A 14,681-nucleotide genomic window follows, 5' to 3' on the forward strand; every position below is an offset into this window, starting at 1 on the left:
TGCTCCCCGAAAGTCAGAACTGAATTCTCAGTCCAACTTTCGGGGAGCAGTTCAATCACCCCCCGGCCCGCCGCTGTCATCTGTCTGTCGCCGCCGTCGTGTCGTCGGCGGCAGCGCGCACCGGCTACCAGATGCTGACGCGTTCCTCCGGCGCGAGCCACATCCCGTCCTGCTCCGCGGTTCCGAAGGCCGTATGGAAGGCGTCGAGGTTTTTGGCGATGGTGTTGGTCCGGAACTCGTTGGGGGAGTGCGGATCCGTGGCGAGCCGGCGGATGGCCTCCTCGCTGCGGATGACCTGCCGCCAGCTCGCGGCCCAGGAGGCGAAGAAGCGCTGGGCGCCGGTGAGTCCGTCCAGGACCGGCGGCTCCTGCCCGCCGAGGCTGATCAGGTACGCCTTGTAGGCAATCGTCAGGCCGCCGAGGTCGCCGATGTTCTCACCGAGGGTCAGCTTGCCGTTGACGTGGTGGCCGGCGGCTTCGGCCGGGGAGAGGGCGTCGAACTGGGCCACCAGCTTGGAGGTCAGTGCCTCGAACGCGGTCCGGTCCGCCTCGGTCCACCAGTTCCGGAGCAGGCCGCTGCCGTCGTACTGGGAGCCCTGGTCATCGAAGCCGTGGCCGATCTCGTGGCCGATCACGGCGCCGATGCCGCCGTAGTTCACCGCGTCGTCGGCGTCGGCGGTGAAGAACGGCGGCTGCAGGATGGCGGCCGGGAACACAATCTCGTTCAGCAGCGGGTGGTAGTAGGCGTTCACCGTCTGCGGCGTCATCAGCCACTTTTCCCGGTCCACGGGCTTGCCCACCTCGTCCAGGTGCCGGTCGACGTCGGCGCTGTGCGCGCGCTCCACGTTCCCCAGCAGGTCCGCCTCGTCGATCACCACCGCGGAGTAGTCGATCCACTTGTCCGGGTAGCCGATCTTGGCCCGGAAGGAATCCAGCTTCTTCAAGGCCTCCACCTTGGTCTCTTCGCCCATCCAGGCCAGTCCGGTGATGGAGTCGCGGTACGCCTCAATCAGGTTGCCGACCAGCGAACGCATGTGCTCCTTGTGGCTTTCCGGGAAGTGCCGGGCGACGTAGATCTGCCCCACTGCCTCGCCGAGGGCCGCTTCGACGACGGCGACGCCGCGCTTCCAGCGGTCCCGGTTGCGGGGCGTGCCGCTCAGTGTGGTGCCGTAGAAGGCGAAATTGGCGTCCACGAACGCGGCCGACAGGTATGGTGCGGCCGCGCTGACCACCCGCATGGCGAGCCATTCCTGCCAGGTGGCCAGCGGCACAGACTCCAGCAGCGCCGCGGCGCCCGCGAAGAAGTCCGGCGTGCTGACCACGAGTTCGGTGCGCTTCTCCGGCGCGATGGCGGCGGCGTCGAACCAGGCGGACAACAGCGGGAACAGCTGCGACACTTCCTCGGCCGATTTCAGGTTGTACGTCTTCTGCGGATTGCGCAGCGTGACCTTGTCCCAGTGGTGGGAGGCGAGCGAGGTCTCCAGCTCCACCACCCGGCCCGCCGCTGCCTCCGCGTCGGCGACGCCGGCCAGGTCGAACATGGTGCGGACGTGCTCCCGGTAGGCCTGGACCGTCGGCGCGAACTTTCCGTCGCGGTAGTAGGACTCATCCGGCAGGCCCAGTCCGCCCTGGCCGGTGTAAAGCAGGATCCGGTCCGGGTTGCCCGCATCCGGTGCCGGGTAAATGTAGAACAGTCCGGAGACGTCGGCGCGGAAGAGCCGTCCGGCCAGCCGGACCAGCTCGGCCACGGACCCGGTGGCGAACACCTCGGTCAGGCGTTCCCGGATCGGCTCGGCGCCCTTGGCCTCCACCGACTCCTCGTCCATGAAGCTGTTGTACAGGTCCCCGATCTTGCGTTCGATGCCGGTGGCGGCCTCGCCGCGGCCGGCTGCCTCCAGGATGATCTCCTTGACCGCCAGTTCCGAGCCGTCGCGCAGTGCCGTGAATGTGCCCTCCAGGGGCCGGTCGTCCGGGATGGCCGTGCTCTTGAGCCAGCCGCCGTTGAAATGCCGGTACAGGTCGTCCTGGGGGCGGACGCCGTCGTCGATGGTGGACTTGTCGATCCCGGAAAGCGGCACTGATGCTCCTTCGAGTGGGACGCTGAACCGGGCCTGGCGCCGGTCCAGCGTCTGCATGGTGGACGTTACGGAGGTATGGCTCCTTCATCTTACGCACCCGTGTTACTGTGAAAATGTGCGCGCAGAACTGCTTCTTCTTAGCTGCCGCGGCGAGGCCTCAGACGCGATCTAGCGCAAGGCCAAACCTCGCTGCGGAGTTTGTGTTGCCCGGCCACCCTTTCACCAGGAACCACAGAAAAGGCCCCGATAGTAATGCGAAACGCACAGCAGCCCTCAGGAATGCCGGTCCACCGCTACGTCCCGTTCCAGGACCTGATCACGGTCGAACTGCCGGACCGCACCTGGCCGGACAAAGTCATCACCAAGGCCCCGCGCTGGTGCGCGGTTGACCTGCGTGACGGCAACCAGGCCCTGATCGACCCGATGAGCCCGGCCCGCAAGATGAAGATGTTCGATCTGCTGGTCCGGATGGGCTACAAGGAGATCGAAGTCGGCTTCCCCTCGGCCTCGCAGACGGACTTCGACTTCGTCCGCCAGCTGATCGAGGGCAACCACATCCCGGACGACGTCACGATCCAGGTCCTGACCCAGGCCCGCGAGCACCTGATCGAGCGGACCTACGAGTCCCTGGTCGGCGCCAAGCAGGCCATCGTGCACCTCTACAACTCGACGTCGGTCCTGCAGCGCCGCGTCGTGTTCAACCAGGACGAAGACGGAATCCTCGACATCGCCCTGCAGGGTGCCCGGCTGTGCAAGAAGTACGAGGAAACCCTCGAGGACACCCACATCACTTACGAGTACTCGCCGGAGTCGTTCACCGGCACCGAGCTCGCCTACGCCGTGCGCGTCTGCAACGCCGTCGCCGACGTCTTCGAAGCCTCCGCCGACCGCCAGGTGATCATCAACCTGCCGGCCACGGTCGAGATGGCCACCCCCAATGTGTACGCCGATTCCATCGAATGGATGAGCCGGCACCTGCACCCGCGGGAGGGCATCATCCTCTCGCTGCACCCGCACAACGACCGCGGCACCGGCGTGGCGGCCGCCGAACTGGGATACCTGGCCGGGGCGGACCGGATCGAAGGCTGCCTGTTCGGCAACGGCGAGCGGACCGGCAACGTCGACCTGGTCACCCTGGGCCTGAACATGTTCGTGCAGGGCATCGATCCGATGATCGACTTTTCCGACATCGACGACGTCCGCCGCACTGTCGAGTACTGCAACCAGCTGCCCGTCGCCGAACGCTCACCCTACGGCGGCGACCTCGTCTTCACGGCCTTCTCCGGCTCGCACCAGGACGCCATCAAGAAGGGCCTGGAAGCCCTGGAAAAGGACGCAGCGTCCGCCGGCAAGGACGTGGCCGACTACGCCTGGCAGGTCCCGTACCTGCCGGTCGATCCCAAGGACCTCGGCCGCAGCTACGAAGCCGTCATCCGGGTCAACTCGCAGTCCGGCAAGGGCGGGGTTGCGTACCTGCTCAAGAACGAGCACAACCTGGACCTGCCGCGCCGCGCGCAGATCGAGTTCTCCGGCGTCATCCAGCGCCGCACGGACCTGGTGGGCGGCGAAGTCAGCGGCGCCCAGCTGTGGCAGCTGTTCCAGGACGAGTACCTGCCCTCCGCCGCCGCCGAAGCCCAGTGGGGCCGCTACGCGCTCGGCGCGGTCAGCACCGAATCGGACGAGGACGGGACCATGACGCTGACCGCGGCGCTCAAGGTGGACGGCAAGCCGCTGCGCCGCACGGGAACCGGCAACGGCCCGATCGCGGCCCTGCTGAGCATCCTGCGCGAGGACGGCGTCGACGTCCGCGTGCTGGACTACAGCGAGCACGCCCTGTCCGAGGGCGGCAGCGCGCAGGCCGCGGCCTACGTCGAATGCGCCGTGGGCGAGCGCGTGCTGTGGGGCGTCGGGATCGATGCCAACACGTCCATGGCCTCGCTGAAGGCCGTCATTTCCGCCGTCAACCGCGCCATCCGGGACGCCCGCACCTAAGCGGCGCCCAATGGCAGACGCCGCGCCGCCGGGGGTTTCCGGCGGCGCGGCGGTGTCTGCCGGCCCTACTGGTTTTCCCAATGGCGGCTATTGCCCAAAGTCAGTGCGAAGATTAACTGTGGCCCAACCTTCCTCCTTTGCTGCGCGTGCCTACCGCGACGATGCCGTGGTCCTGCGTACCCATAAGCTGGGCGAGGCTGACCGCATCATCACCCTGCTGACCAAGCACCACGGCCAGGTCCGGGCCGTCGCCAAGGGCGTCCGCCGCACGTCCAGCCGGTTCGGTGCGCGGCTCGAGCCGTTTATGGTCGCAGACCTGCAGCTCATCTCCGGGCGCACCCTGGACGTGGTGACGCAGGCTGTCGCCAAGGGCGCGTACGGGTCCAGCATCGCCGCCGACTACGGCCGCTACACCGTCGCCGCCGCGATGACCGAAACCGCCGAGAAGCTCACCGACGTCGACGGCGAGGCGGGAACCGCGCAGTACAACCTGCTGGTCGGGGCGCTGGCCTCGCTGAGCCGCGGCGATCACGCCCCCGAACTCATCCTGGATTCCTACCTGCTGCGGGCGCTGTCCACCGGCGGCTGGGCACCCAGCTTCACCGACTGCGCCCGCTGCGGCGCGCCGGGGCCGCACACCGCGTTTTCCGCCCCGCTGGGCGGCATGGTCTGCGCGCAGTGCCGGCCGCCGGGTTCGCCGGCTCCGGCCGGGGAGACCGTGTTGCTGCTGGGGGCGCTGTTGACCGGTGACTGGGGGGCGGCGGACGCCTCCGCCCCGGTCCATCGCCGGGAGGCTGCCGGCCTGGTGGCCAGCTACCTGCAGTGGCATCTGGAACGTGTCCTGAAATCCCTCAAACATGTGGAGCGAACCTGACCGTGGCCCTAGGCAAAAAGACCCCAGCCAAGAATCCGGTGCGCCGGCGCAGCGCCGACGTGGTGGCGCCGTATCCGCACCCCTCCGGGGCGGTGCCGCCCGCGATCCCGGCGGAGTTCATTCCGCGGCACGTCGCGATCGTGATGGACGGCAACGGCCGCTGGGCCAACCAGCGGGGCCTGCCGCGGATCGAGGGCCATAAGGCGGGGGAGCCGGCGCTGCTGGATGTGATGGCCGGGGCCATTGAACTCGGTATCGAGCACGTGAGCGTCTACGCCTTCTCCACCGAGAACTGGCGCCGCTCGCCCGAGGAAGTCCGCTTCCTGATGGGATTTAACAAGGATGTGCTGCGTCGGCAGCGGAACCAGCTGGACGAGTGGGGCGTCAGGATCCGCTGGTCCGGCCGCCGGCCCAAACTCTGGGGCTCGGTGATCCGGGAACTCGAAGAGGCCGAGGAATACACCCGCGGTAACAGCACCTGCACCTTGAACATGTGTGTTAACTACGGCGGCCGGGCGGAAATCACCGACGCCGTCTCCGCCATCGCCGAGGAAGTGGCCGCAGGCCGGCTCAAGCCCGGTGCCATCACCGAACGCACCATCCAGAAGTACCTGGACGAGCCGGACCTGCCCGACGTCGACCTGTTCCTGCGCAGCTCCGGGGAGCAGCGGCTGTCCAACTTCATGCTCTGGCAGTCCGCCTACGCTGAGTTTGTCTTCCTCGACACGCTGTGGCCCGACGTGGACCGGCGCACCTTGTGGGACGCCGTCGAGATCTATGCCCAGCGGGACCGCCGCTACGGCGGCGCGGTGGACGCCGCGGCCCCCGCCGGCGGCGCCTGACTGACTGCCCGCCCGGCACGGGCAGCTTTCGCCTGGGGGGTCAGCCGGGGTAGAGGCTCAACCAGAGCAGAAGGTCGTGGTAGGCCTCCTGCCGCACCGCGCGCCGGGAGAGGAAAACGTCGTGAATGGCCCCGGGGTAGCGGAAGACGGCAGCCCGGCGGCCCAGCCCCAGCGCCCGCCGCGCAGTTTCCTCGACGTCGATCACGGCGTCGACGTCCATGAGCGCCTCCGAGAAGTCGGCCTGGATGTGGGTGCGGCCGGACAGCATCACCAGCACCGGCGAGGTAATGTCCAGCCGCCGCTGGACGGCTGCGTGGCCGGCCAGGACCGCCTTCGTCCAGCCCGGCCGGATCGGGAACGACGCCCGGGGCCGCCATTGCGGATCCAGGTCCCATTCGCCGTGCGCCGAGCCGCTCACACTGTCCCAGTAGCCGGGCATGCTGGGCAGCAGCAACGGCCGCCGCGGGTCGGTGCGCGCCAGCGGTTCCACCAACTGCATGGCGATGTTCCGGATCAGGCTGCTGCCCTGCAGTTCCAGCCACGGTGCGTTCAGCACCAGCGTGCCCAGTGCTCCCGGGTTCCGGTCCGCCCACAGGGCCGCGACGAGGCCGCCGAGGGAGTGCGCGAGCAGGTGCACCGTGGGCGTCCCGGCGCTGCCCGTCCGGGACGCCACATCGGCGGTGATGGCAGCAAACGCGGCGGCGAGGTCCTCGTCATAGACTGCCAGGTCGGTGGTGTAGCCGGGGGTCTGCCAGCTGCGCAGGCTGCGCCCGAATTTCCGCAGGTCCAGGGCGTAGAAATGGAAGCCGGCGGCCGCGATCTGCTCGGCGAGTTCGGTCTGCAGGAAGTAATCGGCCCAGCCGTGCAGGTAGAGGACCACTTTCTCCGGCGCCCGGCTCCCGAAAGTGTCCGGGGCCTCTGCAGCGGCACCGTCCGCCGGGCCGGCCTCCGTACAGCCCGCCGGACCGGCCGCTGCGGCGTGCCGGACCAGGGTGGCAACGACGGGTCCTTCATCGTCCGGCAGCAGCGGCAGCTCCAGGGACTCGAACCGGCTCCCCAGCACATCCGGGCGCCACCGCAGTGTCTCCGCCGGAAGCATCACGCGGAACCGCCGTCGTCCAGGACGTAGGCCCGGATCCAGCGGGCCAGCCGGGCATAGGCGTCCGCGCGGACCCGCGGCGCGGACAGGAAAACGTCGTGCAAGGCGCCGTCGATCCGCTCCAGGGTCACCGTGCGCCCCAGGCTCAGGGCGCGCAACGCAATCGTGTTCACATCCAGCACCGCGTCGGTGCGCCGCATGGACTCCTTCCAGAACATGCCGTTGGCGCTGGCACCGGAAATCATCACCAGGATGGGCACGTCGATGTTGAGCCCCCGGGCCACCCGGGACTGGCCGGCAAGCACGGCGCTGAGCCAGCCTGCCCGCACCGGGAAGGCCCGCGGCGGCCGGTAGTTGTCGTCCAGGACCCATTCGCCCTCGGCGGCGCTGCTGATGCTGCGCCAGTAGAAGGCACGCTCCGGCAGCCGGATCACGGACTCGGGCCGGAAGCGGGCCAGCGGCTCCACCATGGTCCGCGCGGCCCGGCGGACCGCCGGGCTGCCGTGCATCTCCAGCCAAGGGCTGTCGAGGACCAGCGACGCGGCGGCCCGCGGGTGCCGGCTCGCCCACAGGGCCGCGATGAGGCCGCCGGTGGAATGTCCCATCAGCGTCACCGGCGGGGGAGGGGACCCCTGGGGGCCCAGGGACTCGATGATGCCGATCGCAGCGGTGATCTCGGCGTCGTAGTCGGCCAGGTCCGCCACGTAGCCGCCGTGTGTGCCGGGCCGCAGGCTCCTGCCGTGGTTGTGCATGTCCAGGGCGAAAAAGCCGAAACCCTGGCCGGTCCAGAACTCCGCGAGCTCCTCGTTGAAGAAGTAGTCGCTCCAGCCGTGCAGGAAGAGCACTGCCCGCCGCGGAGCCGGGCCGGAGCCGGCTGAAGGGAGGTGCCGGACCAGGGTGGCGGTCCGCTCCACCCCGTCCGGGCCGGCGGCCTGGAACGCGCAGGCCGCGAAGTCCTGGCCCAGGATGTCGGTCTGCCAGTCCATCTGGTCCCTCCCGTTCTCTCGGTTCATCCGCCGGTTCATTGGTTGGCCCCGCCGGTTACAGGGCCGAGGCTGCGGCGCGGCCGGCCGTGCGCCCCGAGAACAGGCACCCGCCCAGGAAGGTGCCTTCCAGGGCGCGGTAGCCGTGGATGCCGCCGCCGCCGAATCCGGCCGCTTCACCGGCGGCGTACAGCCCGGCGACCGGAGCGCCGTCGTCGTCCAGGACCCGGGAGTGCAGGTCGGTCTGGATCCCGCCGAGGCTCTTGCGGGTCAGCACGGAGAGCCGCACCGCCAGCAGCGGCCCGTGCCGGGGGTCAAGCATCCGGTGCGGCGGGGCTACCCGCATGATTTTGTCCGTGGCGAAGCGGCGGGCGGCGCGGATGGCCGCGAGCTGCGGGTCCTTGCCCAGCCCGCTCGCGAACTGGCGGTCCCGGGACCGGATCAGCCGGTCCAGCTCGGCGGCGTCGATCAGCGGCGTGCCGGCAAGCGCGTTCATCTTCGCGGCCAGCTCCGTGGGGCTGCCGGCCTGCAGGAAGTCCACGCCGCGGTCCAGGAAGCGCTGCAGCGGGCTGTCCCCGGACCGCTTGAGGCGGCCGGCGAGCTGGCGGACGTCCTTGCCGGTCAGGTCCGGGTTCTGCTCGGAGCCGGAGAGCGCGAACTCCTTCAGCGCGATGGCCTTGTTCAGCACAAACCAGGAGTGGGTGTGGCCGGTGCGGAGGATGTGCCGCAGCGCGCCGAGCGAGTCGAAGCCCGGGAACAGCGGTGCCGGGAGCATCCTGCCGGTGGCGTCGAGCCAGAGCGCCGAGGGTCCGGGCAGGATCCGGATGCCGTGCTGCGGCCAGACCGGATCGTAGTTGTGGATGCCTTCCGGGTAGTGCCACATCCGGTCGCCGTTGATCAGCCGGCCGCCGGCGCGGTCCACCGCGGCGAGGAATTCCCCATCCACAGAGGCCGGCACACCGCTCAGCATGGCCGCGGGGGCGCCGCCGCCGGGCCACTGCCGCCGCACCGCGCCGTGGTTGCCGCCGATCCCGCCACTGGTGACCACGACGGACCCGGCGACCGCTTCAAAGGAGCCGGTGACGCTGCGGGATGACTGCTCGCCGCGGCCGGCGGCGCTGGACTCCAGGACCTCGCCGCGGACGCCGCTGAGCCGGCCCGCCGTCGTCGCCAGTTCGGTCGCCCGGTGCCGGAAGTGGAAGGAAACCCGCCCGGCGGCCACACCCTCGCGCAGCTTCGCGAGAAACGGAGCGACGAGCGCCGGGCCGGTGCCCCAGACGACGTGGAAGCGCGGCACGGTGTTGCCGTGGCCGTCGGGGCCGTAGCCGCCCCGTTCGGCCCATTGCACCAGTGGAAACAGCCCGATGCCGAGCGAGGCGAGCCAGGCGCGTTTCTCGCCGGCGGCGAAATCCACGTAGGCCTCAGCCCACCGGCGGGCGAGGTCGTCCTCCGGGCGGTCGAAGGCGGCGGAGGACAGCCAGTCGGCGAGGGCCAGGTCCGCGCTGTCGCGGACGCCCAGCCGGCGCTGCTCCGGGGTGTTAACCAGGAACAGGCCACCGAAGGACCAGTGCGCCTGGCCGCCGGCCGAAGCCTCCGGCTCCTGCTCCAGCAACGCCACCCGCCGGCCCGCCGTGTAGGCCTCCGCCGCGGCCACTAGCCCGGCGAGTCCGGCGCCGACCACCACGACGTCGGCCTCGATCCGGGCGCCGGGCGAAGCGCCGGAGCCCGCGCCGGGCACGCTGCTGTGGACTGCATCCTCGCTGGTCATGGCTTCATGCTAGCGCCCGGCGGGGTGCGGTTTTGTCCGGTGCGGTTCCCCTGTTTTGGTTTGCGCGGCCGGAACCGGAAAACTAGGGGCATGCGCGTATATCCCACCTTCTTCCGGCTCGCCTTCTCCTGGATGGACGCCGAGCGCGCCCACAAGATCGGCTTCCTGGGCATCCGGCTGGCCAACCGCTGCGGCGCCGCACGGGCCCTGCAGCGCTTTACCGCCCCCGCGGCGTCGCTGCGGACCGAGGCCTTCGGCCTGACCTTTCCCTCGCCGTTCGGGCTCGCCGCCGGCTTCGACAAGGAAGGCCACGGCATCGAAGCACTGACCGACCTCGGCTTCGGCCACGTCGAGGTGGGCACGATCACCGGCCAGGCCCAGCCCGGCAACCCGGCGCCGCGGCTGTTCCGCCTGATCGCGGACCGGGCCGTGATCAACCGGATGGGCTTCAACAACGACGGCGCCGCCGCGGTGGCGCCCCGGCTCCGCTCCGCCCGGGCAGCCCTGCAACGCCGCTACCCGGGCGTCCGCCCGGTGATCGGGGTCAATATTGGCAAGAGCAAGGTGGTGGAGCTCGAGGACGCGGTGGCGGACTATCTTGTCAGCGCCCGCAGCCTGGCCCCCGCCGCCGACTACCTGGTGGTCAACGTCAGTTCCCCGAACACCCCGGGGCTGCGCCTGCTGCAGGACGTCGACACGCTGCGGCCGCTGCTGGCCGCCGTGGGGGAGGCGGCGGACAGCGCGGCCGGCCGGCACGTGCCGCTGCTGGTCAAGATCGCCCCGGACCTCAGCGACGAGGACATCGCCGACGTCGCCCGGCTGGCCTTGGACCTCAAGCTGGACGGCATCATCGCCACCAACACCACCATTGCCCGCACCGGCCTGGTCTCCAGCCCGGAACAGGTCGAAGCCTGCGGCGCCGGCGGACTCTCCGGTGCGCCGCTGCGCAAACGCTCGCTGGAAGTGCTGGCCCGGCTCAAGGCCGCCACGGGCGGGGCGATCACGCTGGTCTCGGTGGGCGGGGTCGAATCCGGCCAGGACGTCCGGGACCGGCTCGAGGCCGGCGCCACCCTGGTGCAGGGCTACACCGCGTTCCTCTACGAGGGCCCCTTCTGGGCGGCGCGGATCAACCGCGAGCTGGCGAAGCGGCCCGTCCGGCCCTGACCGGAACTTCCGCGCGGGGCGGACCGGCCGGTCCGGACGGCGCGCACAGGTCCCGGACGCGCAAAAGCCCCCGGCAGTCCAACTGCCGGGGGCTTTTTGCTGGCCGGATTCAGGCGGGGAATTCGCCGCGCTTGACCTGCGGCTTGGGCAGGCGGAGGCGGCGGAACTGCAGGGAGCGCATCGAGCCATACCAGACCGTGCCACGCTCGACCTCGCCGAACTTCTCCGCAAGGCGCTTCTTGAGCTTCCGGGACAGGATAAATACGTCCACGAAGACGGCCAGGAACATCACCCAGAAACCACCCAGGACATAAATCATCTGTTCGCTGCTCGCCGGGACCAGCAGGGAGATCACAACGAAAACGAGGGCGCCGAACATCAGGTACTCGCCGAGGCTGAACCGGGCGTCCACATAGTCGCGGGCGAAGCGCTTCTGCGGGCCCTTGTCCCGCAGCGGCAGGAACTTCTCGTCACCGGTATCCATGGCCTGGCGCATTTTGAGCCGCTGGTCCGCGATGGCGGTGCGCTCGGCGGCCCTGGAGGCCTTGCGGTCCTCCGGCACCAGGGGCCGCTTGCGGGCCGCCACCTGCGCGCTGCGCTTGGGCGTGGGTGCGCCCTTGCCGATTGCGGCGTCCCGGGCTGCTGCCTCGGCCACCTGCTGGTCAACTACGTCCTGCGCCGAGGGCGCTTCCTTTTTACGTCCAAACACCCCTACAGAATACCTTGCGGCAGGTGGCCCGAGACCCAGCCCACACCGGGGCCCTCGGGCCGCTGTGGCGCTGTTTGTAGTGATGCCGGACACGGGTAGTGTTTTGGCCATGACTTCATCACCCGCGGGGAACCCGCAGCCCTCCGCCGTCGGCTCCATCGATGCCGGCGCCCTCCGCCAGGCCGTCAACGACTCCTTCGACGCCACCGTCCGGCAATTGAAGGAGCTCGTGGCGATTCCGGGCATCGCCTGGCCGAGCTTCGATCCTGCCCCGCTGAACGCCAGCGCCGACGCCGTCGCCGAACTGGTCCGCGCCAGCGGCTTCGACGACGTCCGGATCCTGCGCTGCGACAAGGAGGACGGCAGCCCGGGCGGCCCGGCCGTCGTCGCGCGCCGCCCCGCCGCGGCCGGCAAGCCAACCATCCTGCTCTACGCCCACCACGACGTCCAGCCGACCGGCGACCTCGCGCTCTGGGAGACCGAGCCGTTCACCGCCGTCGAACGCGACGGCCGCCTCTACGGCCGCGGCGCCGCAGACGACAAGGCCGGCATCCTGGCCCACGTCGCAGCCTACTCCGCCGTGACCCGCGTGCTGGGGGCGGAGCTGGGCCTGGGCGTGACCTTCTTCTTCGAAGGTGAGGAGGAAGCCGGTTCACCCACCTTCCGTTCCTTCCTGGAGACCCACCGGGAACTGCTGCGCTCGGACGTGATCGTCGTCGCCGACTCCTCCAACTGGAAGGTCGGCATCCCGGCCCTCACCACCAGCCTGCGCGGCCTAGTGGACGGCACCATCGAGGTCAAGGTCCTGGACCACGCCGTCCATTCCGGCATGTTCGGCGGCCCCGTGCTGGACGCCCCGACCCTGCTGGCGCGGTTGATCGCCACCCTGCACGACGACGAGGGCAGCGTCGCGATCGAGGGCCTCGTCAGCCGCGACGACGCCGCCGTCGACCTCACCGAAGAGGAATACCGCAACGACGCCTCGGTGCTCGACGGCGTGAAGCTCGCCGGCACCGGGTCCATCGCCTCGCGTATGTGGACCAAACCCGCCCTGTCCATCATCGGCTTCGACGCGCCCGCCGTGGACGTCGCCTCCAACACCCTGCTGCCGCGGGCCCGTGCCAAGTTCAGCCTGCGGCTGGCCCCCGGGCAGGACCCGGCCGACGCCATGGAGGCAGTCCGCCGGCACGTCGAATCGCACGCCCCCTTCGGCGCCGAGGTGGTCTTCACCCCGGGGGAGAGCGGCAACGCCTTCCTGACGGACACCTCCTCGCCGGCCGCCCGCCTGGCGATGTGGGCGCTCGGCGAGGCCTGGGGCGTGCCGGCCGTCGAAACCGGCATCGGCGGTTCCATCCCGTTCATCGCCGACCTCACCGAGCTGTACCCGGACGTGCAGATCCTGGTCACGGGCGTGGAGGATCCCGATTCCCGCGCCCACAGCGCCAACGAGTCGCTGCACCTGGAGGACTTCAGGAACGCGATCGTGGCAGAGGCGTTGCTGCTGGCCCGGCTGAACGCCGAGGGCCTCGCCTGAGGCCCTGTCTTCACGGCGTTCCGGGGGAACATCCAGCCGGTGCTGACGGTTACGCAAGGAGTTAGAGCTAGAGGGCTGATCGACGTAGCATGTAGCTATAGCCCATACCGTTTAAGTAGGGGCGGGCACCGCGCAGGCGGAGCCGCCACCACCGTCGTAAGAAGGTAGGCCATGAGCACTACAACCAATGAAAACAGCGCCGACACCACCGTCCAGGCGGACCAGGAGCTGGCCAGCCACGAGGTCCAGCTGACCGACGTCGCTGCCGGCAAGGTCCGCAGCCTGCTGGAACAGGAAGGCCGCACTGATCTTCGGCTCCGCGTTGCCGTGCAGCCGGGCGGTTGTTCCGGACTGATCTACCAGCTCTACTTCGACGAGCGCCTCCTTGAGGGCGACGCCGTCCGCGATTACGACGGCGTCGAAGTCGTCGTCGACAAGATGAGCGTCCCCTACCTGAGCGGGGCCAGCATCGACTTCGAGGACACCATCTCGAAGCAGGGATTCACCATTGATAACCCGAATGCGGGCGGATCCTGCGCCTGCGGAGATTCCTTCCACTAAGGCCTGAGGCCGGGCAACCAGCCCGGCCTTAGTGCCGTCCTGGGAGCGGTTGCCGGAAGCGTCGAAAACTCCACCGACGCACGGCGCGGACATGTGGGCGAAAACTCGTGGGGAGCGGTAAGCTCTACATCGAGTAGTAAAACTTTTAGTGTGCCCGGAACGCCATCGGCGGCCGGGCGACAGCAACAAGTAGGAAGGGCCGTCTGTGAGTTCGCAGAACCGAACCGGCAGCCGACGCAAACAGATCACTACGATCACTGGCTTGGCACTAGCCGGCGCGTTGGCTTTGACTGGATGTTCACCAGAGGTACAGAAAGGGTGGCTGCCCACTGAGCGTGGCACCACCAGCAACACTGGCCGCATCATGGACCTCTGGGTCAACTCATGGATTGCCGCGCTGGTCGTCGGCATCATTACCTGGGGCTTGGTGATCTGGTGCATTGTCGCTTACCGGAGGCGGAAGGGCACTGTGGGCTTCCCCCGCCAGAACAGCTTTAACCTGCCCCTCGAGGTTTTTTACCTGACGATCCCGCTGTTTATGGTCCTGGTCTTCTTCTACTTCACCGACCGCGACCAGCAGGCGATTGATGACCGCTCCCAGCCGGCCGATGTCGTCGTCGACGTCCGCGGCAAGCAGTGGGCCTGGGACTTCAACTACAAGAAGGGGGACGTCATCGCCGAGAACGTCTACGATGCCGGTGTGCAGACGACCCTCACGGGAGCAGCAGTGGACAAGGAGAAGCTGCCGACCCTGTACCTGCCGGTCAACAAGTCCGTCGACCTCGAGCTCAACTCGCGCGACGTCATCCACTCCTTCTGGGTTCCGGCCTTCCTGCAGAAGCGCGACATGATCCCGGGCAAGACCAACTACATCCGGTTCACCCCCACTAAAGAGGGAACCTACGACGGCAAGTGCGCCGAACTCTGTGGCGAGTACCATTCCGAAATGCTGTTCCGGGTAAAGGTTGTCTCCGAGTCGGAGTTTAAGTCACACCTGGAGCAACTCCGCCAGGACGGCAAGACCGGGCTGCTCGACGAAGAGTACGACCGTCTCCCGGCCAAGACTGAGAACAAGTAA

12 protein-coding genes are annotated in these 14,681 nt (G+C 69.0%); 7 read left to right on the top strand and 5 right to left on the bottom strand.

Translation table 11 applies throughout. The features are described from left to right. Positions 1 to 124: 124 nt before the first annotated feature. On the bottom strand, positions 125 to 2,077 hold the full coding sequence (locus ABIN76_RS01910) for a M13-type metalloendopeptidase (protein ID WP_346958329.1): 1,953 nt from the start codon (positions 2,075 to 2,077) through the stop codon (positions 125 to 127). A 252-nt stretch (positions 2,078 to 2,329) separates the two neighbouring features. Between ABIN76_RS01910 and leuA the strand changes: the two genes are divergently transcribed. The 3 genes from leuA to ABIN76_RS01925 all read left to right on the top strand — a co-directional run bounded on the left by leuA (position 2,330) and on the right by ABIN76_RS01925 (position 5,785). After that, the gene (gene leuA / locus ABIN76_RS01915) at positions 2,330 to 4,069 is read left to right on the top strand and encodes a 2-isopropylmalate synthase (protein WP_346958040.1); all 1,740 of its coding nucleotides are present in this window, start codon (positions 2,330 to 2,332) and stop codon (positions 4,067 to 4,069) included. A gap of 118 nt (positions 4,070 to 4,187) precedes the next feature. After that, positions 4,188 to 4,943, top strand: a complete 756-nt coding sequence (recO, locus tag ABIN76_RS01920) for a DNA repair protein RecO (RefSeq protein WP_346958041.1) — start codon at positions 4,188 to 4,190, stop codon at positions 4,941 to 4,943. 2 nt (positions 4,944 to 4,945) lie between these two features. Continuing rightward, positions 4,946 to 5,785 (top strand): isoprenyl transferase, encoded by an 840-nt coding sequence (locus tag ABIN76_RS01925; protein ID WP_346958042.1) that lies wholly within the window; start codon positions 4,946 to 4,948, stop codon positions 5,783 to 5,785. 40 nt (positions 5,786 to 5,825) lie between these two features. Here ABIN76_RS01925 and ABIN76_RS01930 read toward each other — a convergent pair whose 3' ends face one another. From ABIN76_RS01930 to ABIN76_RS01940, 3 genes are read right to left on the bottom strand one after another with little or no spacing between them, the layout of a single operon-like run. Next, entirely contained in the window at positions 5,826 to 6,884 is a 1,059-nt protein-coding gene (locus ABIN76_RS01930) for an alpha/beta hydrolase (RefSeq protein WP_346958330.1), read from the bottom strand. After that, positions 6,884 to 7,870, bottom strand: a complete 987-nt coding sequence (locus ABIN76_RS01935) for an alpha/beta hydrolase (RefSeq protein ID WP_346958331.1) — start codon at positions 7,868 to 7,870, stop codon at positions 6,884 to 6,886. The genes ABIN76_RS01930 and ABIN76_RS01935 overlap by 1 nt, the downstream gene beginning before the upstream one ends. 55 nt (positions 7,871 to 7,925) lie before the next feature. After that, a complete protein-coding gene (locus ABIN76_RS01940) occupies positions 7,926 to 9,635 on the bottom strand; it encodes an FAD-binding dehydrogenase (protein ID WP_346958043.1) in 1,710 nt (569 codons plus the stop codon). Between the two features lie 90 nt (positions 9,636 to 9,725). Between ABIN76_RS01940 and ABIN76_RS01945 the strand changes: the two genes are divergently transcribed. Beyond that, complete coding sequence (locus ABIN76_RS01945; RefSeq protein WP_346958044.1) at positions 9,726 to 10,799, top strand: quinone-dependent dihydroorotate dehydrogenase; 1,074 nt, start codon at positions 9,726 to 9,728, stop codon at positions 10,797 to 10,799. Between the two features lie 109 nt (positions 10,800 to 10,908). On the opposite strand, the gene ABIN76_RS01950 is transcribed toward ABIN76_RS01945, so the two are convergent. Next, a complete protein-coding gene (locus tag ABIN76_RS01950; protein ID WP_346958045.1) occupies positions 10,909 to 11,508 on the bottom strand; it encodes a DUF3043 domain-containing protein in 600 nt (199 codons plus the stop codon). A 109-nt stretch (positions 11,509 to 11,617) separates the two neighbouring features. Between ABIN76_RS01950 and ABIN76_RS01955 the strand changes: the two genes are divergently transcribed. The 3 genes from ABIN76_RS01955 to coxB all read left to right on the top strand — a co-directional run bounded on the left by ABIN76_RS01955 (position 11,618) and on the right by coxB (position 14,681). Continuing rightward, the gene (locus tag ABIN76_RS01955) at positions 11,618 to 13,042 is read left to right on the top strand and encodes a dipeptidase (protein ID WP_346958046.1); all 1,425 of its coding nucleotides are present in this window, start codon (positions 11,618 to 11,620) and stop codon (positions 13,040 to 13,042) included. A gap of 171 nt (positions 13,043 to 13,213) precedes the next feature. Beyond that, positions 13,214 to 13,603, top strand: a complete 390-nt coding sequence (locus ABIN76_RS01960) for an iron-sulfur cluster assembly accessory protein (RefSeq protein ID WP_138769282.1) — start codon at positions 13,214 to 13,216, stop codon at positions 13,601 to 13,603. A 205-nt stretch (positions 13,604 to 13,808) separates the two neighbouring features. Next, positions 13,809 to 14,681: a cytochrome c oxidase subunit II gene (gene coxB / locus ABIN76_RS01965; protein ID WP_346958047.1), complete on the top strand. Its 873-nt coding sequence runs from the start codon at positions 13,809 to 13,811 to the stop codon at positions 14,679 to 14,681.

It is taken from the genome of uncultured Arthrobacter sp., assembly GCF_964021775.1.
Lineage (GTDB): Bacteria > Actinomycetota > Actinomycetes > Actinomycetales > Micrococcaceae > Arthrobacter.